Raw genomic sequence first — 21915 nt, 5'->3', positions numbered from 1 at the left:
GCCCGCTTTGTCATCATAGTGTAATAAAGCTGTCACAGAAGCATAACTGCGGCGTCATCAGACGCACATGTTAAGTCTTTAGCGGAGCACTTGCGTGAAAGAAGCGCTGTTCAGCCCCTCAAGGGAGGTAATTTTGGCAAGCAAGCTCCTCGCGGCATCCGCCGCTATCGCCGCTATCGCGGCATGTCAGGGCGTAGGCGGTTCCGCCGAAGCTCGTACTCAGATCCGGGCGGTTGGTTCCTCCACCGTCTATCCGTTCACCACGGCTGTTGCTGAGCAGTTCGTTCAGAAGAATCCGAAGTTCAAGCCGCCGATCGTCGAATCGACCGGCACCGGCGGCGGGTTCAAGCTGTTCTGCGGCGGCGTCGGCGCACAGCACCCGGACGTGTCGAACGCCTCGCGTCGCATCAAGGCTTCCGAAGTCGCCCAGTGCTCCGCCAATGGCGTGACCAACATCATCGAGCTGAAGGTCGGCGTCGATGGCCTGGCGGTTGCGACCGGCAAGGCCACGCAGTTCCCCGGCCTGACCACGGCCGACATCTACAAGGCGCTGGCCGCCAACCCGTTCGGCAAGCCGCAGACCGCGAAGACCTGGAAGGACGTCAACCCGGCGCTTCCGGCCGTCGCCATCCGCGTCTATGGCCCGCCGCCCACGTCCGGCACCCGCGACTCGCTGCATGAGCTCCACCTGATTCCGGGCTGCAACTCCAACCCGGCTATGAAGGCGCTCGCCAAGTCGGACAAGAAGAAGCACGAGGAAGTCTGCACGAAGATTCGTGAGGACGGCGCCTTTATCGAAGCCGGTGAGAACGACAACCTCATCGTCCAGAAGCTGGCCGCCAATCCCAACACGCTCGGCTTCTTCGGCTACAGCTTCCTTGAGGAAAACGGCGACAAGGTGAAGGGCATCGCCATCAACGGCGTGGAGCCTTCGATGGAAAGCATCGCGAGCTTCAAATATCCGGCTGCCCGTCCGCTGTTCGTCTACATCAAGGGCGCGCACCTGAAGGCCGTTCCCGGCCTGAAGGAATTCGTGGCTGAATATACCCGCGAGTCCACCTGGGGCCCGCAGGGTTATCTGGTCCGTCGCGGGCTGGTTCCGATGGATACCGCGGAGCGTCAGCGCTACGCGAAGATCGCCGGTTCGCTCGCTCCGCTGGATCTCGCCAGCGTGAAGTAAGCTGTTGTGAGGCTTCCCGGCTTCGGCCGGGAAGTCTTCATCTGGTTCATAGGCTATCGATAGGTCCGGCCGGTGTCATTGCTCGTCATTGCGGTTCTCATCCTCGGGCTCGGCGCGATCGGCTGGATCACCGCTCGTATCCGCGCCACGGCCTTTGCCGGTCCAGGCAGGAAGACGCGGCCCAATTCCCTGCCCAACTATCATGGCTGGTATGTCGCGATCTGGGCTGCGGGACCTGCGTTGCTGCTTCTGGCGGCGTGGAGCTTTGTCCAGCCCTCGCTCGTCACCGCCGACATCCTTTCCTCCTATTCCGCCGCCGAGCGGCCGCAGACGGACATAGAACGTCAGGCGCTGCTCGCCGAGATAAACGGCCTTGTTTCCGGGAGCATCGAGGCCGCGTTCGATCCGCGGGCCGATCAGGGCGTGGAAGTTTACGAGGCGTCGTCCGCCCGCTGGGGCTGGATCGCCTTTGTCGTCGCGGCGCTGGTCGGCCTTGCTGGCGCGGCCTGGGCATTCTCGCGCGTCCGCCCCGATTTTCGCGCCCGCACCCGCGTCGAACGCGTGGTCATGGGGACGCTTCTGGTCGCCTCGCTGATCGCGATTGTCACCACCTTCGGCATCGTTGCGTCGCTGCTGCTGGAATCGATCCGCTTCTTCCAGTCCGTCTCGCCATTCGAGTTCCTGTTCGGGACGAACTGGAGCCCGCAGACCGCGATCCGCGCCGATCAGGTCGGGTCAAGCGGGGCATTCGGCGCGGTGCCGCTGTTCTGGGGCACGATATTCATCGGCGCCATCATTGCGATGATCGTCGCCATCCCGCTGGGGCTGATGAGCGCGATCTATCTCACCCAGTACGCCCGCCCAAAGGTGCGCAGCGTGCTGAAGCCGGTGCTTGAGGTGCTGGCCGGCGTGCCGACCGTGGTCTACGGCTATTTCGCCGCTCTCACCGTCGCCCCGGCCGTTCGCGAGTTCGCGGTCAGCATCGGCATAAGCAACGCCTCGTCCGAATCCGCGCTTGCGGCCGGCATGGTGATGGGCGTGATGATCATCCCGTTCGTTTCCTCCATGGCCGATGACTCGATCAACGCCGTGCCGCAGGCGATGCGCGATGGTTCGCTCGCCATGGGTGCGACGACATCCGAGACGATCCGCCGCGTGCTGGTGCCCGCAGCGCTTCCCGGCATCGTCGGCGGCGTGCTGCTGGCGGTAAGCCGCGCGATCGGCGAGACGATGATCGTGGTGATGGCCGCCGGTCTTGCCGCGCGCATGACCGCCAATCCCTTTGCTTCGGTGACCACGGTCACGACCCAGATCGTCCAGCTGCTGACGGGCGATCAGGAGTTCGATTCGCCCAAGACGCTGTCGGCTTTCGCGCTGGGCCTGGTCCTGTTCATCGTCACCCTGACCCTCAACATCATCGCGCTTCGCGTGGTGAGAAAATATCGCGAGGCTTATGAGTAAAGTGGCAAGTCTGAACGTGCCCTCGGACATCGTCGCCGCCGACCGCAAGCCGACCGACTGGTCGAGCGACGCGATGCGGTCACGTGTTCGCCGCCGTTACCGGTCCGAGCGGATCTTCCGGACGACGGGGTTCCTTGCGGTAAGCCTGTCGGTGCTGTTCCTCGCGTTCCTTCTGTTCGACATGCTGTCGAAGGGCGCGTCCGGCTTCCAGCAGGCGGAGATCGCCGTCCCGGTGACGCTGGACAGCGGGGAGCTGATGCTGACCAAGGCCCAGTTGCAGGGGCCTGAAGCGGACGCTGCCCTCGCCGCGGCCGACATTCAGGGCGCGGTGGTCCGTGGCGCGACCCAAGCCTATGGCGACAAGGGCATCCGCCTGCTGTCGGAAGGCGCATGGGTGCGCGTCCGCAACATGCTGGAGGATGATCCGTCGCTGCTCGGCAAGACGACCACCATGTGGCTGTCGGCCGAAAGCAATCTGGATCTCATCGCCAAGGGCAAGATGCCCGAATCCGCCGCGCCCGAAGCCGCTGCCTCCTATCAGCGGCTGATGGCGCAGGACCAGGTCCGCGTCGCCTTCAACTGGACCTTCCTGACGGGCGCTGATTCCACCGATCCGACCCTGGCGGGCATCTGGGGCGCGTTCAAGGGATCGCTGATCACGATGTTCGTGACCCTACTGATCAGCTTCCCCGTCGGTGTGCTGTCGGCGCTTTATCTTGAGGAATATGCCCCGAGGAATCGCTGGACCGACATGATCGAGGTTTCGATCAACAATCTGGCGGCGGTGCCTTCGATCATCTTCGGCCTGCTCGGCCTGGCCGTGTTCCTCAACTTCATGCACATGCCGCGATCGGCCCCGCTCGTGGGCGGCCTCACGCTGGCCCTGATGACGCTGCCGGTCATCGTCATCGCGGGGCGCAACGCCATCAAATCGGTGCCGCCGTCCATTCGCGACGCCGCGCTGGGCGTTGGCGCATCGCCGGTGCAGGTCGTGTTCCATCACGTCCTTCCGCTGGCTCTGCCGGGCATATTGACCGGCACGATCATCGGCATGGCCCGCGCGCTTGGCGAAACCGCGCCGCTGCTGATGATCGGCATGCGCGCCTTCATATCCGCGCCGCCGACCGGAATCACCGAACCGGCAACCGTGCTGCCCGTCCAGATCTTTCTCTGGTCCGACGAGGTAAGCCGCGGGTTCGTCGAGAAAACCTCTGCCGCAATCATTGTGCTGCTGGTCTTCCTGCTCGCGATGAACGGCCTGGCCATCTATCTCCGCAACAAATTCGAGAGGCGCTGGTGAGCGAGCAATTGACAATGGATGCCCCCGCGCATCGCACGGCGGGTGGTACGTCCCCGCTGAAGATGACCGCCCGCAACGTCAACGTCTTCTATGGCGACAAGCAGGCGATCAAGGATGTCTCGATCGACGTCGATCAGGACCATGTGACCGCTTTCATCGGTCCGTCGGGATGTGGCAAGTCCACCTTCCTGCGGACGCTGAACCGGATGAACGACACCGTTGAAAGCGCGCGTGTCGAAGGCGACATCACGCTGGACGGCGAGGATATCTACGGGTCCAGCATGGACGTGGTGCAGCTTCGCGCCCGTGTGGGCATGGTGTTCCAGAAGCCCAACCCGTTCCCGAAGTCGATCTATGAGAACGTCGCCTATGGGCCGCGCATCCATGGCCTTGCGTCCACCAAGGCGGATCTGGACCGCATGGTCGAAAAGTCGCTGCGGCGCGCCGGTCTGTGGGAAGAGGTGAAGGATCGCCTGCTTGACAGCGGGACCGCGCTTTCGGGCGGCCAGCAGCAGCGCCTTTGCATCGCCCGCGCCATCGCGGTCGATCCCGAGGTAATCCTGATGGACGAGCCATGCTCGGCGCTGGACCCGATCGCCACCGCCAAGATCGAGGAACTGATCCACGAATTGCGCGGGCGCTATGCGATCGTGATCGTCACCCACAATATGCAGCAGGCTGCGCGCGTCAGCCAGAAGACGGCGTTTTTCCATCTCGGCAATCTGGTCGAATATGGCGACACGTCGGAAATCTTCACCAACCCGCGCGAAACCCGTACCAAGGATTACATCACCGGCCGCTACGGCTGAGTGTGGAGGAAGGTTCATGGCCACCACGACCGGACATACAGTCAAGGCATTCGACGACGATCTCGACGAACTGCGGGCGCTCATCAGCCAGATGGGCGGCCTAGCGGAAGCCGCGATCGCCGATGCGGTGCAAGCCCTTGCCCGCAAGGACACCGACCTCGCGCTTCGCGTGATCGAGGGCGACAAGAAGATCGACCAGATCGAAGTCGATGTGGAACGTCTGGCGGTGCGGCTCATCGCGCTGCGCGCGCCGATGGCGGACGATCTTCGCGAAGTCGTCGCCGCGCTGAAGACGGCGGGCGTCATCGAGCGGATCGGCGACTATGCCAAGAACATCGCGAAGCGTGTCGCGATCTTCGCCGAATCCAATCCCATCGCGCCGATGACGATCGTGCCGGAAATGGCCCGGGTCGTGGCGCAGATGGTGAAATCGGCGCTCGACGCCTTCGTCGCCCGCGACGCTGAACTGGCCGCGCGGGTCCGCGAACGCGACAAGACGGTGGACGATTTCTACAACAGCCTGTTCCGCACGCTGCTGACCTATATGATGGAAAATCCGAACAACATCACCGCGTCGGCCCACCTTCTGTTCATCGCCAAGAATCTGGAGCGGATCGGCGATCACGCCACCAACGTCGCCGAGATGGTCTATTACAGCGCGACGGGCGTCTATCTGGACGAACGTGAAAAGGGCGGGGACTCGATCACCCCGGTGAAGGCGGGATAATCCGGCCATGGCCGCACGTCCCCGCATCCTCCTTGTCGAGGATGATCCCAATCTCGCCGAGCTGGTGCGCTACAATCTGGAGCGCGAGGACTTCGAGGTCGAGACCACGCCCGACGGGGAGGAGGCGCTGCTGCTTGCGCGGGAAACGCCTCCCGATCTGGTGGTGCTTGACTGGATGATCGAGAGCCTGTCCGGCATAGAGGTCTGCCGAAGGCTGCGCCGCTTGCCGGAAACTGCCAATGTGCCGATCATCATGCTGACGGCGCGGGTCGAGGAAGAAGATCGAATCCGTGGCCTGGAGACGGGCGCGGACGATTATATCACCAAGCCCTTTTCCCCGCGCGAGCTTGCAGCGCGCGTCTCGGCCGTGCTTCGCCGCGTGCGTCCCGCGCTTGCGGGCGGCAGCCTGAGCTATGCCGATATCGAAATGGATACGGCCGCGCACCGCGTCCGCAGGGGCGGAAAGGCGGTTCCCCTGGGGCCGACAGAGTTTCGCCTGCTCCGCCATTTCCTGGAACACCCCGGCCGCGTCTTCTCGCGCGAGCGGCTGCTCGACGCCGTGTGGGGGCAGGACACCGACATAGAGCTTCGCACCGTGGATGTGCACATCCGCCGCCTGCGCAAGGCGATCAACGACAATGGCGGGGCGGACGTGATCCGTACCGTCCGGTCGGCGGGATATGCGCTCGACGCGGATTAGGGACGGCTGAGACCGTCCTGACGAACGGCGGCCGCTCTATACGTTGAACCGGAATAGCATGATGTCGCCGTCATGGACGACATAGTCCTTGCCCTCCGAGCGAAGCCGCCCGGCGTCACGCGCGGCCGCTTCTCCGCCCAGCGTCACATAATCCTGATAGGACATGGTTTCCGCCCGGATGAAGCCGCGCTCGAAATCGGTGTGGATGGCGCCGGCCGCCTGCGGCGCCCTTGCGCCTTTTTCCACCGTCCAGGCGCGCGCTTCCTTGGGGCCGACGGTGAAGAAGGTGATCAGATCCAGCAATTCATAGCCCGCGCGGATAATGCGGGCGAGGCCGGTTTCCGACAGGCCCAGTTCGGCAAGGAACTCCGGCCGGTCCGCCGCGTCCATCTGCACGATCTCGGCCTCTATGGCGGCGGAAATGACGACAGCCTTTGCGCCTTCCGCCCCTGCCTTATCGAACACGCGCGCGCTGTGTGCGTTGCCCGAAGCGGCGGACGCTTCCTCGACATTGCAGACGTAGAGCACGGGCTTTGAGGTGAGGAGTTGCGCCTGGGCGAACAGCCGGGCTTCCTCATCGTCCTTTGGCCGGGTGAGGCGGGCGGGCTTTCCCTCCCGGAGCAGGTCAAGCGCCTGGCCGAGCACCGACGCCGCAGCCTTTGCCTCCTTGTCGCCCTGCTGGCCCTTTTTGAAGAGGTTCGGGACGCGCTTCTCAAGGCTGTCGAGGTCGGCGAGCATCAGTTCGGTCTCTACCGTCTCGGCATCGGCGATGGGATCGACGCGGCCCTCGACATGGGTCACGTCGCCATCCTCGAAGCACCGCAGTACATGAACGATGGCGTCCACTTCGCGGATATTGGCGAGGAACTGGTTGCCCAGCCCTTCGCCCTTGGAAGCGCCCCGCACCAGGCCGGCAATGTCCACAAAGCCAAGCTGTGTCTCGATGATCTTGGCCGAACCGCCGATCTTCGCGATCTCGTAAAGCCGGGGATCGGGCACGGCGACCTGGCCGACATTGGGTTCGATCGTGCAGAATGGATAATTCGCCGCCTGCGCCGCCGCCGTCTCCGTCAGCGCGTTGAAAAGCGTCGATTTGCCCACATTGGGCAGGCCCACGATGCCGCAGCGAAAACCCATCTCAGTCTCCCGGCGCCGCCAGCCGGCGCGCAATCTCGTTCATGAAGCGGGCGTCGTCGCCCGCCGCCAGCAACGGCGCTTCGGCCGCGATTGCCCCCAGCATGTCGGCCAGCGGATCGATCTCGGCCTTGGCGTAATTGCCCAGCACATAGGGGCTGACGCGATCCTTGTGGCCCGGATGGCCGATGCCGATCCGCACCCGGCGGAAATCATTGCCGATGTGCGCGCCCGTCGATTTCAGCCCATTGTGTCCCGCCGTGCCGCCGCCGGTCTTCACCTTCACGCGGAAGGGCGCGAGGTCCAGCTCGTCGTGAAAGGCGGTGACATCGCCCGGCTCCAGCTTGAAGAAGCGCATGGCCTCGCCCACCGAGCGTCCGCTTTCGTTCATATAGGTGGACGGCTTCAGCAGCAGGATCTTGTGAGCGCCGAGGCGGCCCTCGCTCGTCCAGCCCTGAAAGCGGCTGCGCCACGGATCGAAGCCGTGAACCTCGGCGATGGCGTCCACGGCCATGAAGCCGACATTGTGCCGGTTGAGCGCATATTGCGCGCCCGGATTACCAAGGCCGACCCAAAGCTGCATGGAAAGGAAATGGCCCCGAAGACGTGCTTCGGGGCCGGATCCGTCAGGCTTCGCCTTCGGCGGCTTCCTCGCCGGCGGCGGCTTCCTCGCCTTCGCTCGACTTCAGCGCCGAAGGCGCGACGATCGTCGCGATGGTGAAGTCGCGGTCGGTGATGCCGCTTTCCGCGCCCTGCGGCAGCGTCACATTGGAAATGTGGATCGACGCGCCGACATCGAGGCCGGCCAGCGAAATCACGACTTCTTCCGGAATGTTCGCCGCGTCGACGACCAGGTCGAGGTCGTGACGGACGATGTTGAGCACGCCGCCGCGCTTGATGCCGGGCGAGGTCTCTTCATCGACGAAACGGACCGGGATGTTGACATGGATGGTCGCATGCTCGCTGATGCGCAGGAAATCCACGTGAAGCGGGCGATCGCTCACCGGGTGGAACTGCACGTCCTTGGGCAGGGTGCGGACGGATGAGCCGCCGACATCGATCATCACCACCGTGTTCATGAAGTGGCCGGTGTTCAGCGCCCTCATCAGCACTTTTTCCTCAACGTGGATGCCCTGCGGCTCCTCGTTGTTGCCATAGATCACGGCGGGTACGCGGCCTTCACGACGCAGTGCACGGGAGGCTCCCTTGCCAGCCCGGTCGCGCGTCTCGGCCGTCAGCGTCAGCGCATCGCTCATCGCATTTCTCCAAAATCGCTTGGGTTAAACATTCGCCCTTTCCACGCCTCCAGGGATGACCATGAAAAAGGATGCGCGCGTGTAGCGGAGGGCTGCCGGGAAAGCAAGGCTCGCCGGGTTATTGCACCCGTTCAACGTCCAGCTTTTTGAGGCCGAGCATGTGCTGGACGGAATCGTCGCCCGCCAGATGCCCGGCCCCAACCGCGACGAACACGGTTCCGGGCGTATCCATCCGCTCGGCGATCCAGTCCGCCCAGCGGGCGTTGCGGCTCGTCAGGAGCACTTTGCGGACATTGGGGTTCGCCTTCAATTCATCATCGGCGAGTTCTTCCAGCGCAGCCACGTCGCCCCGCGCCCAGGCGGCGATCAATTGCTGGAATTGCTTCTTCATCGACCCTTCTTCCTCGATCACGGCGGAAAGGAGGGAGCGTTGATCGGCTTCGGGCAGCTTGTCGAAATAGCCGAGCTGCTCCTCGGTCGTCTCAAGGCCTACGACAGCGATGCCGCGCTTTTGCGCGGAGGCCATCAGCACGCGATCCGCGCCCGTCGCCGGGTCCAGCCCTGCGTCGGCAAGCGTCGGCGCGACGAGGAAAAGGGCGGCGAGCCATGTTTCGAACCTGTCCATCGCCTGTGGCGGGAAGGGCGTGCGCGCGATGAGGGCTTTCAGCGCCTCACGCTCTTTTTCGGGAACGCGCTCACTCAGCGGCGTCACGCTGCCCGGCTCGGCGAGTCCCAGCTTCAGCATGGGGGCGAGCGACGCCGCGTCCTTGTCATCCGCGACTTCCACCACCAGCGTTCCGGCGGAATCGAACGCATCGCGAACCGCGCCCGTATTCCAGGCAAGTTCCCTAGGCAGCGCATGGACGGTGCCGAACAGATAGATGGTGGTGTCCTCGTCCGCCAGCTTCCACAGCGCGGGTCGTGCCTCCGGCGCGCGCGCGCAGGCGGCGGTGGGCACAAGAGCGGCAAGGGCGAGGAGGAGGGAGCCGATCGTTTTCCTGAACATGGCAGGTATCTAGCCCATTGCGCGCCCGCGCCAAATCATTTCCGCCTGCCTCGCTGCACGGCGGCGGCGGCGGTGCAGCTATCCTTGCTTGACCAGCGGGCTACCGAACCGCTAACGCCCGCGTTCAGTTTTGCACGCGCGAAGGACATTGCGTTGAGCGACCCTCAACCGCTTAGTTTTCAGGATCTGATCCTCACGCTTCAGCATTACTGGAGCGAGCGGGGCTGCGTGATCCTGCAACCCTATGACCTTGAAATGGGGGCGGGCACCTTCCACCCGGCGACCACCCTGCGCGCGCTTGGACCGAACCACTGGAAGGCCGCCTATGTCCAGCCGTCGCGCCGCCCGTCCGACGGGCGCTATGGCGAAAACCCCAACCGGCTCCAGCATTATTACCAGTTTCAGGTGATATTGAAGCCAAGCCCGCCCGACATTCAGGACCTGTATCTGGGTTCGTTGCGGGCGATCGGCATCGACACCGCCAATCACGACATCCGCTTTGTGGAAGACGACTGGGAAAGCCCGACGCTTGGCGCATGGGGCCTTGGCTGGGAAGTCTGGTGCGACGGCATGGAGGTGACGCAGTTCACCTATTTCCAGCAGGTCGGCGGGTTCGATTGCACGCCTGTTGCGGGCGAGATCACCTACGGGCTGGAACGGCTGGCCATGTATATCCAGGGCGTGGACCGGGTGTACGACCTCAAGTTCAACAATGAAGGCGTCAGCTATGGCGATGTCTTTCTTGAAAGCGAGCGCCAGTTCTCCGCCTATAATTTCGAGCATGCGAAGACCGATTTCCTGTTCGACCAGTTCAGGGAAGCGCAGGAGCAGTGCAAGGAACTGCTGACGGCAAAGCTGCCGCTTCCGGCCTATGACCATGCGATCAAGGCGAGCCATCTGTTCAACCTGCTGAACGCGCGGGGGGTGATCTCGGTCGCAGAGCGTCAGGCCTATATCGCCCGCGTGCGGGAGTTGGCGAAGGGCTGCTGCGAAGGCTGGATGGAAAAGAACGGGTGGAAGGATGTCGCCAATGGCTGACTTCCTGCTTGAACTTTTCTCCGAGGAAATCCCCGCCCGGATGCAGGCGAGGGCATGCGACGATCTGGCGCGCCTGTTCAACGAGCAGATGGCCGACGCCGGGCTGAAGGCAGGCGCTGTCGAAACCTATGCGACGCCGCGCCGTCTTGCGCTGATCGCGCGCGCCCTGCCGACGGAGACCGAGGCGGTGCGCGAGGAACGCCGGGGGCCACGTGCCGATGCGCCGGAGCAGGCGCTTGCCGGCTTCCTCAAATCGACCGGCCTCACCCGCGATCAGCTGGAGGAGCGGGACGACCCCAAGGGGCGGTTCCTTTATGCGGTGATCGAAAAGCCGGGCCGCAGGACGGCCGACGTGCTTGCCGAAGCCGTGCCCGAGATCGTCCGCGCATTTCCCTGGCCCAAGTCGATGCGTTGGGGGCGGGCGTCTCAGTCCACCGCTTCGATGCGCTGGGTGCGCCCGCTGAAATCGGTGATCGCGCTTCTGGACGGCGAGGAAGTGAATGTCGCGATCGACGGTGTTCCGGCAGGCAGCACGACGCTGGGCCATCGCTTCCATCATCCCGATCAGGTGACGATCGGCTCGGCCGACGATTATGCGGCAAAGCTGCGCGCCTGCCATGTCATCCTTGATCCGGCCGAGCGCAGGCGGATCATCGCTGAAAAGGCGGAGGCGCTTGCGAGCGCGGCCGGGCTGGAGCTTGTGCCGGACGAAGGGCTTCTGGCCGAAAACGCGGGGCTCACCGAATGGCCGGTGCCGCTGCTCGGGTCGTTCGATCCGGCCTTTCTGGAGGTGCCGCCTGAGGTGATCCAGCTCACCATGCGGGTGAATCAGAAATATTTTGCTTTAATAGACGTTTCCACCGGAAAGCTCGCACCCAATTTCATCTGTGTCGCCAACATCGATGCAAAGGATGGCGGCAAGGCGATCGTCGCGGGTAATGAGAAGGTGCTTGCCGCGCGGCTTGCCGACGCGAAGTTCTTCTGGGAGCAGGACAGGAAGACGAAGCTGGCGGATTTCGCCGGCAAGCTGGACCAGATCGTCTTTCACGAAAAGCTGGGTACCGTCGCGGACAAGGTGGAGCGGGTGGCGAAGCTCGCCCGCTGGCTGGTGGAGGAGGGGGTTGTCCAGTCTTCCGTCACCCCCGCGCAGGCGGGGGGCCATGAACACGGCGGTTCCGGTTCTGAAAACGCGGTGTCCATGGATTCCCGCCTTCGCGGGAATGACGGGGAGAGGGCGCGCCTCGCCGACATGGCCGAACAGGCCGCGCGGCTGGCGAAGGCCGATCTCGTCACCGGCATGGTGGGAGAGTTTCCGGAACTTCAAGGCGTTATGGGCGGCTATTACGCCCGTGCGGAAGGTCTGCCGGACGAAGTGGCCGATGCCATCCGCGATCACTACAAGCCGGTGGGGCAGGGCGATGAAGTCCCCACCGCCCCCGTGACCGTGGCGGTAAGCCTGGCCGACAAACTGGATGCGTTGCTAGGTTTCTTTATCGAACAGATGCCACCAACGGGCTCGAAAGATCCGTTTGCCCTACGGCGGGCAGCTTTGGCGGTCCTCCAAATTACGATGGAGGGAGGGCTGCGTTATTCATTGGAGGATGTGCTTCTAGGATCAGGCTATCAATATTATCTGCAAACTCGCCAAAAGAAAGGGCAAGCGATTTTTGCGGAGGTATATCATGGGCTGGCTGAGGCCTACGGCACAACTCCGTCGAAAAGCAAGCTGGACGACCTAATTGAGCTACGAGCTTTGGAAATAAATGATAGCCCAATCTTGGAAACGCACTTCGAAGCGATAACAACGTTGGTCGACTTCTTCGCCGACCGCCTCAAGGTGCAGCAGCGAGAAGCCGGTGTCCGCCACGACCTGATCGACGCCGTGTTCGCGCTTGGCGGGGAGGACGATCTCGTCCGGCTGCTGGCGCGGGTGAAGGCGCTTCAGAGCTTTATCGCCACTGATGACGGCGCAAATCTGCTCGCCGGATACAAGCGCGCGGCGAACATCCTGAAGATCGAGGAGAAGAAGGGCGGCCTCGAGGAGACGGGCGAATACAGGCTCGAACCCGCCGAGGACACGCTGATCGACGCGCTGGACCTTGCCGAAACCGAAGCGCGCGCGGCTGTGGAGGCGGAGGATTTCGAGCGGGCGATGGCAGCGCTCTCCCGCCTTCGCGCGCCTATCGATGCATTTTTCGATGAGGTTACGGTGAACGATGAGCGGCCGCATGTGCGCGCTGCCCGCCTGCGGTTGCTTGGCCGCATCCGCGAGGCGGTTCATGCCGTTGCGGATTTCTCGCGGATTGAAGGTTAGCTAATGGCAATTGACCTGAAACCGTCACCCTGAACCTGTTTCAGCATGACGATATGGATCGATGATACGCGCTTGAGCGAACAGGGATGGTGAAATGACGCAATACGTCTACCGCTTCGGCGGCGGTGTTTCGGAAGGCAAGGCGGGCGACAAGAACCTGCTTGGCGGCAAGGGCGCGAACCTGGCTGAAATGGCGAGCATCGGCCTTCCGGTGCCGCCGGGCCTCACCATCTCCACCGAAATGTGCATCCGCTATTATGAGGAAGGCGAGCGCTTTCCCGATGAACTGCGGCAGCAGGTGGCCGCCGGTATTGCGCATATCGAGGGCGTGACCGGCAAGAAGTTCGGCGACGCTTCCGACCCGCTTCTGGTGTCGGTGCGCTCCGGCGCGCGCGTATCCATGCCCGGCATGATGGACACGGTGCTGAACCTGGGCCTCAACGACCAGACGGTCGAGGGGCTTGCGGCGGCGTCGGGCGATGCCCGTTTCGCCTGGGACAGCTATCGCCGTTTCATCCAGATGTATTCGGACGTGGTGCTTGGCGTCGACCACTATCTGTTCGAGGAAGCGCTTGAAATCCGCAAGGAAGACAAGGGCCTGCTGCTCGACACCGAGCTTGCGGCCGAAGACTGGCAGGCGCTGGTCGGCGTCTACAAGAAAAAGGTGGAGGAGGCGCTCGGCCACCCGTTCCCGCAGGATGTGAACGACCAGCTTTGGGGCGCTGTCGGCGCTGTGTTCGGCTCGTGGCAGTCGGAGCGCGCGAAGGTCTATCGCCGCATCAACGACATTTCCGACGCCTGGGGCACGGCGGTCAACGTGCAGGCGATGGTGTTCGGCAATATGGGTGATACGTCCGCCACCGGCGTCGCCTTCACCCGCGATCCGTCGAAGGGCGACCGCGCCTATTATGGCGAGTTCCTCATCAACGCGCAGGGCGAGGATGTCGTCGCGGGCATCCGCACGCCGCAATATCTGACGAAGGCGGCGCGGGAAGCCGCGGGCGCCAAGCCGCTGTCGATGGAAGAGGCGATGCCGGACGTCTATGCCGAGCTTGCCCGCGTGTTCGATCTGCTGGAAACGCATTATCGCGACATGCAGGACATCGAGTTCACGGTGCAGCAGGGCAAGCTCTGGATGCTCCAGACCCGGAGCGGCAAGCGCACCGCCAAGGCCGCGCTCAAGATCGCGATCGACATGGCGAACGAGGGGCTGATCACTGAGGAGGAGGCGATTGCGCGCGTCGACCCGGCGGCGCTCGACCAGCTTCTGCACCCGACGCTGGACCCGGCGGCGCAGCGCGACGTGATCGCCAAGGGTCTGCCCGCCTCGCCGGGCGCTGCCTCGGGCGTGGTGGTCTTCGATGCCGATCATGCCGAAAAGCGGGCGGCTGCGGGCGAGGACGTCATCCTGGTGCGCGTCGAGACTTCGCCCGAGGACATTCACGGCATGCACGCGGCGCGCGGCATTCTGACGGCCCGTGGCGGCATGACGTCACACGCCGCCGTGGTAGCGCGCGGCATGGGGCGGCCGTGCGTTTCGGGCGCTGGAAGCCTTGCGATCGACGGCAAGGCGGGCGTGATGCGCGTGGCCGGCCGCGAGGTGAGGGAAGGCGACGTCATCACCATCGACGGCGCGAGCGGCGAAGTGATGATGGGGCGGGTGCCGACGGTGCAGCCCGAACTGGCGGGCGATTTCGGAACGCTGATGGTCTGGGCCGACAAGGTCCGCCGCCTCAAGGTGCGCGCCAATGCGGAGACGCCGCTGGATGCGAGAACCGCGCGCGATTTCGGGGCCGAAGGGATCGGCCTTTGCCGCACGGAACACATGTTCTTCGATGCGAACCGGATCACCGCCGTTCGCCAGATGATTTTGGCGGAAGACGAAGCCGGACGCCGCGCGGCGCTGGACCGGCTGTTGCCCGAACAGCGCAAGGATTTCACCGAACTGTTCGACATCATGGCGGGCCTGCCGGTCACGATCCGCTTGCTCGATCCGCCGCTGCACGAGTTCCTCCCGCATGAGGAGGAGGAGTTCGCCGAAGTGGCCGCGGCAGCGGGGGTCGCCGTCGACGTGCTGAAACGTCGTGCCGCCGAGCTTCACGAGGTCAATCCGATGCTGGGCCATCGCGGCTGCCGCCTGGGCGTGACCTATCCTGAAATCTACGAGATGCAGGCGCGGGCGATCTTCGAGGCCGCCGTGGACGTGGCCGAAAAATCCGGGGCCGCGCCGCTGCCGGAAGTGATGGTGCCGCTGGTCGCGACAAGGCGCGAGCTTGAACTGATGAAGGCGGTGATCGACCGGACGGCGGAAGCGGTTTTTGCCGAAAAGGGACGGCGGGTCGATTATCTCGTCGGTACGATGATCGAGCTTCCGCGCGCCGCGCTGATGGCGGGCGAGATCGCAGAAGTGGGCGCGTTCTTCAGCTTCGGCACCAACGACCTGACCCAGACCGCGCTTGGCGTCTCGCGCGATGACGCAAGCCGGTTCCTGACGTCCTATGTCGAACAGGGCATCTATCCCAAGGACCCGTTCGTCAGCCTGGATGTCGAAGGTGTGGGCGAGCTTATCTCGATCGCCAAGGAGCGTGGCCGCAAGACGCGCGCCGACCTGAAGCTCGGCATCTGCGGGGAACATGGCGGGGATCCGGCCTCCATCGCCTTCTGCCAGGCGACGGGGCTGGATTATGTGTCATGCTCGCCCTATCGGGTGCCGATCGCACGGCTTGCCGCCGCTCAGGCGGCGCTGAAGCGGAGTTAGAAGGGACGTCTCACGGGTGAAACCGGCTCCGGTGGTCCTCATGGTCGCCGTGAGCCAGCATCCGCGCCTGTTCGCGCCACTCCTCCCGTTCGATCGTGCCGGCGGGCGCACCCAGCCGCGATTCCAGATCGGCCTCGTCTCGAGCGCTTAGTTCGGCGATCTGGTGATAGCTGAAAATGCCGACTTCATGCAGCCGCGCCTCGCCGGACGCGCCGACGCCGCGTATCAGCGACAGATCGTCTCGCCCCTCCGTGCCGCCATTGGCGATGGCGCTTGCCGAGGCAGCTTTTCTGCCGGTGGCTGTCTTGGCCGGGCGGGCAGGGGCCGCGGGCGGCCGCCGTTTCTCTATCTCGTGAAGCCTGGCCTCGGCCTCGGCCGCGCGCGCCTCGGCCGCTTTTCGCCGCCCTTCCTCGTCATGATAGGCGTGCCGCCATTTCGCGCCTGAACGGGTCAGCAACCCCAGCAGCCAGCCAAGCAGCAGGACCAGCAGCAGAATGATCCATTGATCGGTCGAGAACGTCTCCATCTTTCAGGCTCCTTCCATGACCGGATCAATGTCCGGGCTGCGGAGACGTTCCACCGTTGCACGCAATTGTGCCGAGCGGCTAAGGCTGGCCGCAACTTACCGGCGGCTTTTCCGTTAAGCCCTGGACGCACCCGATGAACGATGGAGAGTTGTGATGGCATTCAGGAAGACGGGACTGGTTCTGAGCCTGGTGGCAGCCGGAGCGCTTGGCGCAGCCGCGGCCAATGCGGGCGGAGCCGGAAAGAGCGCCGGGACGACGTTGATGGATGCTGACGGCAAATCGATCGGCCAGGTCTCGATCAAGAAGGAGGACGACGGGCTTCTCGTGAAGACCACCGTCACCGGGTTGAAGCCGGGCAACTACGCTTTCCATCTCCACACCGTCGGCAAGTGCGAGGCTCCGGGCTTCACCAGCGCGGAAGGCCACTGGAACCCCACGGGCAAGGAGCATGGCAAGGATAACCCGCAGGGCAAGCACATGGGCGACCTGCCGAACATCGAAGTGGCGGCGTCGGGTTCTGGTTCGCTGGAGCAGAAGATTTCGGCCGCCACGCTCACCAAGGGCGAGAATGCGCTGCTCGATGCCGATGGGGCGGCGGCGGTCCTGCACGCCGGACCGGACGACTACAAGACCAACCCCTCCGGCGACAGCGGCGCCCGAATCGCCTGCGGGGTCATCGCGCCGTCCAAGTAAAGTGATGCGATAGAACGACTTCCGTGCGGGACGAGTCATGCTGCGGCCGCGAAGTGGCGATTTCATGACGGCGCTTTAACGGCTATTGGTTAATCGTGACGTTACTGAAGGACAGCCGTCTGGGCAGACGGGAACTGATGCTTGGAATGGCTTCGCTGGGCGTTGCAGGGCAGGCGTTGTTGCGCGCCGCGCCCGCCGCAGGCCAGTCCGCGCCCTTCGGGCCAGGCACGGTCGAAGCGATCGCCAGAAGGCTGGCGCGCAAGCCCTTCAATCCGCCCGATCGTTCCTTGCCGCCTGCAATCGCGAATCTGGATTACGACCAGTATCGCAGCATCCGCTTTGATCGCAGCAAGGCTTTCTGGGCGGGAGAGAACGGCCGGTTCATCGGCGATCTGCTGATGCGCGGCTGGCTAGCGCGCGACCATGTCGAGGTTTTTGAGGTGGAAGGGGGGAAGGCGAGAGCCGTTCCCTATTCCCCCAGGCTGTTCAGCTTTCCCGATGACGTGTCGCCGGTGGAAGACCCCTCGCTCGGCTTTTCGGGGGTGCGGCTGCTGTCGCCCATTAACAATCCCGACGTGTTCGACGAGATCGCGGTGTTTCAGGGCGCGAGCTATTTCCGCAGCCTGGGGCGGGGCAATCTGTACGGGATTTCCGCGCGCGGCCTTTCGATCGGCACCGGCGGACCGCAGGAGGAGTTTCCGCTCTTCCGGACCTTCTGGCTCGAAAAGCCCAAGCCGGGTGCGGAGGCCGTTCAGGTCCATGCGCTGCTCGACAGCCAGAGCGTGACCGGCGCCTATCACATGACGATCGACCCCGGCGAAACGACGGTGATCGATGTCCGGTCTAGGCTCTTTCCCCGCACAACCGTCCAGACGCCGGGCGTTGCGCCGATGAGCAGCATGTTCTTCCTCGGTCCGGCAGGGCGGCGGCGCTTCGACGATTTTCGCGGGGCCGTCCATGATTCGGACGGGCTGAAGATGTGGACGGGCGCGGGCGAACACCTCTGGCGTCCGCTGTCCAACCCCTCCACCGTGCAGATCAGCGCCTTTCAGGACCATGATCCGAAGGGCTTCGGCCTGATGCAGCGGAGCAGGGCGCTTGAAGCCTATAATGATCTCGAAGCGCGGTACGAACGCCGTCCCAGCCTGTGGGTGGAGCCGGTGGGCCGCTGGGGCGCGGGCAGCGTCCAATTGCTCGAGATTCCGACCGACGACGAAACCGCCGATAACATCGCGGCCTTCTGGCGGCCGAAGGCGGCGTGGCGGGCAGGCCGCCCGGTGGACCTCGCCTATCGGCTGCATTGGGGCGATGGCAGCCCCACGCCGACGCCTGCCGCACGCGTTGTCGCGACACGGGTGGGCGAGACGCGGATCGGCACGCGCGTCGACGGCCGCAGACATTTCGCCGTGGATTATGAAGGACTGGGCCTGCGAGAAGGGCTGGATCGTCTGAGTGTTCATCTAAGCGCAAGCTTGGGGTCTTTATCGCCCGTTCGACTTGACCCTTATCCGGCCGCGCCGGGGGAGTCCGATCGCGTGAGAGTGAGCTTTGACCTTACGCCGCCACCGGCGGGAACTGTTGATCTCCGCTTGGAGCTACGCCGCGATGGCAGCCCCATCGGCGAGATTTGGGTGAACCGTTACAGCGTATGAAACCAGTCATTTCCTCCCTTGAGGCCGACCGTTGGGCCAGCCTGTTCCACAGGCTGCCCGCCGACCTTCCGGCCGAAAAGCCGCTGGCGATGCCTCTTCAGGCGTTCGGCGAATGCCCCGGTCGTTTCACCGTCCCCCCGACCGCGCCGCTCAACATCACCGACCGGCGACTGCTTCTCTTCACCACAGTTCTGGCGCTGACCTGCGTTTCCTTCGGGGAACTGCTCCGCGTCAGCATCCCGGATGGCGTCGATGTGATCGAAGGCGCAATCCTGGCGCTGTTCCTGCCTTTGTTCGCCTGGATCGCTTTTTCCTTCGGCAGCGCGCTGGCCGGCTTCTGTGTGCTGATGTCGCGCCGCCCCGGCGCAGCCCTGCTGTCCGAATCCCCCAGTCGTCCGATGTCGCGAACGGCCATTCTTGTTCCCGTCTATAATGAGGATGTCGACGCCGTTTTCCGCCGGGTCCGCGTGATGGCCGATTCATTGCAGTCGGTGACCATGGCGGGCGCTTTCGACATATTCATCCTGAGCGACAGCACCGATCCGGAAATCCACGACGCAGAACGATTGGCGTTCGAGCGCCTACGCGAACACTGCCCGGTGCGGCTCTACTACCGCCGCCGCGCGGAGAATATCGAACGCAAGCCTGGTAATATCGCCGAATGGGTGCGCCGGTTCGGCGGGGCCTATGCCTATATGATCGTGCTGGACGCCGACAGCCTGATGAGCGGCCGCGCGATGCTGCGACTGGCTCATGCGATGGAAAGCCATCCCAAGGTCGGCCTCATCCAGACGGTGCCGGTGGTTGCTGGCTGCTCGACCCTGTTCGGCCGGTGGCAGCAGTTCGCCGCGCGGCTTTACGGCCCCGTCGCGACGGCGGGCCTGCTCTGGTGGTCTGGCGCGGAGGGCAGCTTCTGGGGTCATAATGCGATCATCCGCGTTCGCGCCTTCGCCGAAAGCTGCGGTCTGCCGCCGTTGAAGGGCCCTGCGCCCTTCGGCGGCGCGATCATGAGCCATGACATGGTGGAGGCGGCGCTACTGCGGCGGCGCGGATGGGGCGTTCATATGGTGACGCTCGACGAGGGCAGTTACGAGGAATATCCGCCGACGCTGATCGATTTCGCCATTCGCGACCGCCGCTGGTGCCAGGGCAATCTCCAGCATCTGAAGCTGCTGGCGAGCCGCCGGATGCATTGGGTCAGCCGGCTGCACCTGCTGATGGGAGCATTCGCCTATCTCACTTCGCCGCTCTGGGCGTTGCTGATCGGCGTCAGTCTGGTTCAGGCAGGTCTTGCGGGGGGCGGAGAAATAAGCGCAGCGCTTGGCGCAATGTCGGGCTGGCTGTTCCTGCTCACCACCGCGCTGCTGTTTGGACCGAAGCTGATGTCGCTCGCCTGGACGCTGATCGACAGGGACCGTCGGGCGGAATTCGGCGGATCGCGAAAGCTGGCGATGAGCGTCCTCACCGATATTCCGCTGGCCGCGCTCATGGCGCCTGCGATGATGGTCACCCAGATCGGGATTTTGATCGGCCTTCTCAGCGGCAAGCCCAGCGGCTGGGCGGCGCAGCGCCGCGACGTGGCCGCGATCTCCGCCCGTGAGGCGCTTGACTGCTATCGCCCTCACATGGTCACGGGGCTGGTTCTGGCAGCGGCCTGCGTTGCAGTGCCTTCCATGCTGTTGTGGCTGCTGCCGGTGGTCATCGGCCTGCTGCTTTCGCCCTGGCTCGTCATGCTCACCTCAAGGCGCGACCTGGGCGTATGGACCCGCCGGGCGGGTCTTTTCGCGACGCCCGAAGAGCTGCGTCCCTCCCAGCTTCTGCTGGAAGGCGGGACCGAATGGGACAATGTGGTGCAGATCGCGCCCGCGCAGATCGGCAGGAAGGAACGGGCGGCGCCCGGCTCCTGGAGCGGCGACGGGGAACTCATTCCACTCCACTGACTTGTCACATCGTGGCGATTGGTCCATCCGTGGCGGCGGAGGCGAGCCTCTGGGCCGCCCCTGTGACGCATTGGAAAAAGCAGGGAAGAAGCGATGAACAAGGTCGGCGTGATCGGCGCGGGATTGATGGGCAACGGCATTGCGCATGTGGCGGCCGCTGCGGGCTATGACGTCATCCTGTCCGATGTCTCGATTGAGCGTGCGGAGGCAGGCAAGGCGAATATCGAGAAAAATCTCGGCCGCCAGCTTGCCAAGGGCGGGATTTCCGAAGCGGACTTCAAGGCGACGCTCGATCGCGTGCGGCTGACCACCGACACCGCCGAGTTCAGGGACGCCGGACTGGTGATCGAAGCCGCCACCGAAAATGAGGAGATCAAGAACCGCATCTTCGCTGATCTTGGGCCGAAACTGTCCGCCGACACCGTCATCGCGACCAACACCTCGTCCATTTCGATAACGCGCCTCGGGGCAAAGACCGACCGTCCGGATCGCTTCGTCGGGCTGCACTTCTTCAACCCCGTTCCGATGATGGCGCTTGTCGAGATTATTCGCGGACTCGCCACCTCCGACAAGACGGCGGCGCTGGCCGCCGAGTTCGTGAAGCGCATCGGAAAGACGGCGCTCGATGCCGAGGATGCTCCCGGATTCATCGTCAACCGGATCCTCTGCCCTATGATCAACGAGGCGATATTTGCGCTCGGCGAGGGAATTGGAACGGTCGAGAGCATCGATGCGGGCATGAAGCTTGGCGCCAATCACCCGATGGGGCCGCTGACGCTGGCGGATTTCGTCGGGCTCGACACGTTGCTGGCGGCGATGCGCGTGATTCAGCACGGCACGGGCGATTCCAAATACCGGCCGGCACCGCTGCTGATCAAATATGTGGAAGCAGGCTGGTATGGCAGAAAGACCGGGCGCGGCTTCTACGACTATTCGGGCGATACACCCGTGCCGACCCGTTAAGACTCATCCATCGCCGGGCTCGGGCTGCATCTGGCAGCCGAGCCTAGCTGATCTGCCCGAACCCGTCGCAGCTTAGATCGAAGGCCGCGAGGCCTGCCTCGATATAGGATGCGCCCATCGGCAGCTCCATGACGACGGCGGCTGCGTGGCCATCCATGCTCGCGATCTCCTCGGCCGCGGCTTCCAGCGCCTCGTCCCATTCGGATGCATCGAAGCTGCCCCTGCCGACCAGCGAAAGCGCAATCATTTCGACCGCCTCATCCTCGGCCAGATCGCCTATGGCGGCGATCAGCTCCTGCTCGACGGACTCGTTCGATTCATCTTCCAGAACGGAGACATCCTTGTCGTCGGTGGGATTTGATCCATCGTCAGGGTCCACGGCTGGAACCTGCGCCTCATATTCGCGGAGCCGGAGGACAATCCGGCAAAGTTCCTCAAGCGAAACCGAAAGCTCCAT

General features: G+C 64.1%; 19 protein-coding genes. 13 read left to right on the top strand and 6 right to left on the bottom strand.

Annotated elements, in window-relative coordinates:
- Positions 1–133: 133 nt before the first annotated feature.
- The 6 genes from BSL82_RS02565 (at position 134) to phoB (ending at position 6177) form a co-directional block, all read left to right on the top strand.
- Complete coding sequence (locus BSL82_RS02565; RefSeq protein ID WP_072595900.1) at positions 134–1180, top strand: substrate-binding domain-containing protein; 1047 nt, start codon at positions 134–136, stop codon at positions 1178–1180.
- Between the two features lie 72 nt (positions 1181–1252).
- The gene (gene pstC, locus BSL82_RS02560; protein ID WP_072595899.1) at positions 1253–2641 is read left to right on the top strand and encodes a phosphate ABC transporter permease subunit PstC; all 1389 of its coding nucleotides are present in this window, start codon (positions 1253–1255) and stop codon (positions 2639–2641) included.
- 73 nt (positions 2642–2714) lie between these two features.
- A complete protein-coding gene (gene pstA / locus BSL82_RS02555) occupies positions 2715–3941 on the top strand; it encodes a phosphate ABC transporter permease PstA (RefSeq protein ID WP_193408602.1) in 1227 nt (408 codons plus the stop codon).
- Between the two features lie 14 nt (positions 3942–3955).
- Positions 3956–4750, top strand: coding sequence for a phosphate ABC transporter ATP-binding protein PstB (gene pstB / locus BSL82_RS02550; RefSeq protein ID WP_072595897.1), 795 nt, complete (start codon positions 3956–3958; stop codon positions 4748–4750).
- A gap of 16 nt (positions 4751–4766) precedes the next feature.
- Positions 4767–5477, top strand: coding sequence for a phosphate signaling complex protein PhoU (gene phoU, locus BSL82_RS02545; protein WP_072595896.1), 711 nt, complete (start codon positions 4767–4769; stop codon positions 5475–5477).
- Between the two features lie 7 nt (positions 5478–5484).
- Positions 5485–6177, top strand: a complete 693-nt coding sequence (gene phoB / locus BSL82_RS02540; RefSeq protein WP_072595895.1) for a phosphate regulon transcriptional regulator PhoB — start codon at positions 5485–5487, stop codon at positions 6175–6177.
- A gap of 36 nt (positions 6178–6213) precedes the next feature.
- Here the strand turns inward: phoB and ychF are convergent, their stop codons facing one another.
- From ychF to BSL82_RS02520, 4 genes are all read right to left on the bottom strand, one after another.
- The gene (gene ychF / locus BSL82_RS02535) at positions 6214–7314 is read right to left on the bottom strand and encodes a redox-regulated ATPase YchF (RefSeq protein WP_072595894.1); all 1101 of its coding nucleotides are present in this window, start codon (positions 7312–7314) and stop codon (positions 6214–6216) included.
- A 1-nt stretch (position 7315) separates the two neighbouring features.
- A complete protein-coding gene (pth, locus tag BSL82_RS02530; protein WP_072595893.1) occupies positions 7316–7894 on the bottom strand; it encodes an aminoacyl-tRNA hydrolase in 579 nt (192 codons plus the stop codon).
- A 43-nt stretch (positions 7895–7937) separates the two neighbouring features.
- Positions 7938–8567, bottom strand: a complete 630-nt coding sequence (locus BSL82_RS02525) for a 50S ribosomal protein L25/general stress protein Ctc (protein WP_072595892.1) — start codon at positions 8565–8567, stop codon at positions 7938–7940.
- Between the two features lie 118 nt (positions 8568–8685).
- On the bottom strand, positions 8686–9573 hold the full coding sequence (locus BSL82_RS02520) for a TraB/GumN family protein (RefSeq protein WP_072595891.1): 888 nt from the start codon (positions 9571–9573) through the stop codon (positions 8686–8688).
- Positions 9574–9726: 153 nt separating this feature from the next.
- Between BSL82_RS02520 and BSL82_RS02515 the strand changes: the two genes are divergently transcribed.
- The 3 genes from BSL82_RS02515 to ppdK all read left to right on the top strand — a co-directional run bounded on the left by BSL82_RS02515 (position 9727) and on the right by ppdK (position 15683).
- Positions 9727–10611 (top strand): glycine--tRNA ligase subunit alpha, encoded by an 885-nt coding sequence (locus BSL82_RS02515; RefSeq protein WP_193408592.1) that lies wholly within the window; start codon positions 9727–9729, stop codon positions 10609–10611.
- Complete coding sequence (gene glyS, locus BSL82_RS02510; RefSeq protein WP_072595890.1) at positions 10604–12925, top strand: glycine--tRNA ligase subunit beta; 2322 nt, start codon at positions 10604–10606, stop codon at positions 12923–12925. The genes BSL82_RS02515 and glyS overlap by 8 nt, the downstream gene beginning before the upstream one ends.
- Positions 12926–13019: 94 nt before the next feature.
- On the top strand, positions 13020–15683 hold the full coding sequence (ppdK, locus tag BSL82_RS02505; protein WP_072595889.1) for a pyruvate, phosphate dikinase: 2664 nt from the start codon (positions 13020–13022) through the stop codon (positions 15681–15683).
- A 10-nt stretch (positions 15684–15693) separates the two neighbouring features.
- On the opposite strand, the gene BSL82_RS02500 is transcribed toward ppdK, so the two are convergent.
- Positions 15694–16209, bottom strand: a complete 516-nt coding sequence (locus BSL82_RS02500) for a helix-hairpin-helix domain-containing protein (protein ID WP_072595888.1) — start codon at positions 16207–16209, stop codon at positions 15694–15696.
- Between the two features lie 154 nt (positions 16210–16363).
- Here BSL82_RS02500 and BSL82_RS02495 point away from each other — a divergent pair, with 154 nt between their 5' ends.
- The 4 genes from BSL82_RS02495 (at position 16364) to BSL82_RS02480 (ending at position 21458) form a co-directional block, all read left to right on the top strand.
- Positions 16364–16903, top strand: coding sequence for a superoxide dismutase family protein (locus BSL82_RS02495; RefSeq protein WP_072595887.1), 540 nt, complete (start codon positions 16364–16366; stop codon positions 16901–16903).
- A gap of 95 nt (positions 16904–16998) precedes the next feature.
- On the top strand, positions 16999–18555 hold the full coding sequence (locus tag BSL82_RS02490; RefSeq protein ID WP_226998589.1) for an OpgD/OpgG family glucan biosynthesis protein: 1557 nt from the start codon (positions 16999–17001) through the stop codon (positions 18553–18555).
- Positions 18552–20495 (top strand): glucans biosynthesis glucosyltransferase MdoH, encoded by a 1944-nt coding sequence (gene mdoH, locus BSL82_RS02485; RefSeq protein ID WP_072595885.1) that lies wholly within the window; start codon positions 18552–18554, stop codon positions 20493–20495. The genes BSL82_RS02490 and mdoH overlap by 4 nt, the downstream gene beginning before the upstream one ends.
- A 93-nt stretch (positions 20496–20588) precedes the next feature.
- Positions 20589–21458 (top strand): 3-hydroxybutyryl-CoA dehydrogenase, encoded by an 870-nt coding sequence (locus BSL82_RS02480; RefSeq protein WP_072595884.1) that lies wholly within the window; start codon positions 20589–20591, stop codon positions 21456–21458.
- A gap of 43 nt (positions 21459–21501) precedes the next feature.
- Here the strand turns inward: BSL82_RS02480 and BSL82_RS02475 are convergent, their stop codons facing one another.
- Positions 21502–21915 carry a DUF3775 domain-containing protein gene (locus BSL82_RS02475; RefSeq protein ID WP_072595883.1) on the bottom strand — a complete coding sequence of 138 codons (414 nt, stop codon included), beginning with the start codon at positions 21913–21915 and terminating at the stop codon, positions 21502–21504.

The organism is Tardibacter chloracetimidivorans, from assembly GCF_001890385.1.
Taxonomy (GTDB): Bacteria; Pseudomonadota; Alphaproteobacteria; order Sphingomonadales; family Sphingomonadaceae; genus Tardibacter; species Tardibacter chloracetimidivorans.
The sequence above is the reverse complement of the archived record's forward strand: the minus strand, read 5'-3'. Positions and strand labels throughout refer to the sequence as shown.

Bases quoted from the DNA above. Each gene is read 5' to 3' on its own strand.
- pstA (WP_193408602.1), top strand. From the start codon at position 2,715: ATGCGGTCACGTGTTCGCCGCCGTTACCGGTCCGAGCGGATCTTCCGG.
- pstB (WP_072595897.1), top strand. From the start codon at position 3,956: ATGGATGCCCCCGCGCATCGCACGGCGGGTGGTACGTCCCCGCTGAAG.
- phoU (WP_072595896.1), top strand. From the start codon at position 4,767: ATGGCCACCACGACCGGACATACAGTCAAGGCATTCGACGACGATCTC.
- phoB (WP_072595895.1), top strand. From the start codon at position 5,485: ATGGCCGCACGTCCCCGCATCCTCCTTGTCGAGGATGATCCCAATCTC.
- ychF (WP_072595894.1), bottom strand. From the start codon at position 7,314: ATGGGTTTTCGCTGCGGCATCGTGGGCCTGCCCAATGTGGGCAAATCG.
- pth (WP_072595893.1), bottom strand. From the start codon at position 7,894: ATGCAGCTTTGGGTCGGCCTTGGTAATCCGGGCGCGCAATATGCGCTC.
- BSL82_RS02525 (WP_072595892.1), bottom strand. From the start codon at position 8,567: ATGAGCGATGCGCTGACGCTGACGGCCGAGACGCGCGACCGGGCTGGC.
- BSL82_RS02520 (WP_072595891.1), bottom strand. From the start codon at position 9,573: ATGTTCAGGAAAACGATCGGCTCCCTCCTCCTCGCCCTTGCCGCTCTT.
- glyS (WP_072595890.1), top strand. From the start codon at position 10,604: ATGGCTGACTTCCTGCTTGAACTTTTCTCCGAGGAAATCCCCGCCCGG.
- ppdK (WP_072595889.1), top strand. From the start codon at position 13,020: ATGACGCAATACGTCTACCGCTTCGGCGGCGGTGTTTCGGAAGGCAAG.
- BSL82_RS02500 (WP_072595888.1), bottom strand. From the start codon at position 16,209: ATGGAGACGTTCTCGACCGATCAATGGATCATTCTGCTGCTGGTCCTG.
- BSL82_RS02495 (WP_072595887.1), top strand. From the start codon at position 16,364: ATGGCATTCAGGAAGACGGGACTGGTTCTGAGCCTGGTGGCAGCCGGA.
- mdoH (WP_072595885.1), top strand. From the start codon at position 18,552: ATGAAACCAGTCATTTCCTCCCTTGAGGCCGACCGTTGGGCCAGCCTG.
- BSL82_RS02480 (WP_072595884.1), top strand. From the start codon at position 20,589: ATGAACAAGGTCGGCGTGATCGGCGCGGGATTGATGGGCAACGGCATT.
- BSL82_RS02475 (WP_072595883.1), bottom strand. From the start codon at position 21,915: ATGGAGCTTTCGGTTTCGCTTGAGGAACTTTGCCGGATTGTCCTCCGG.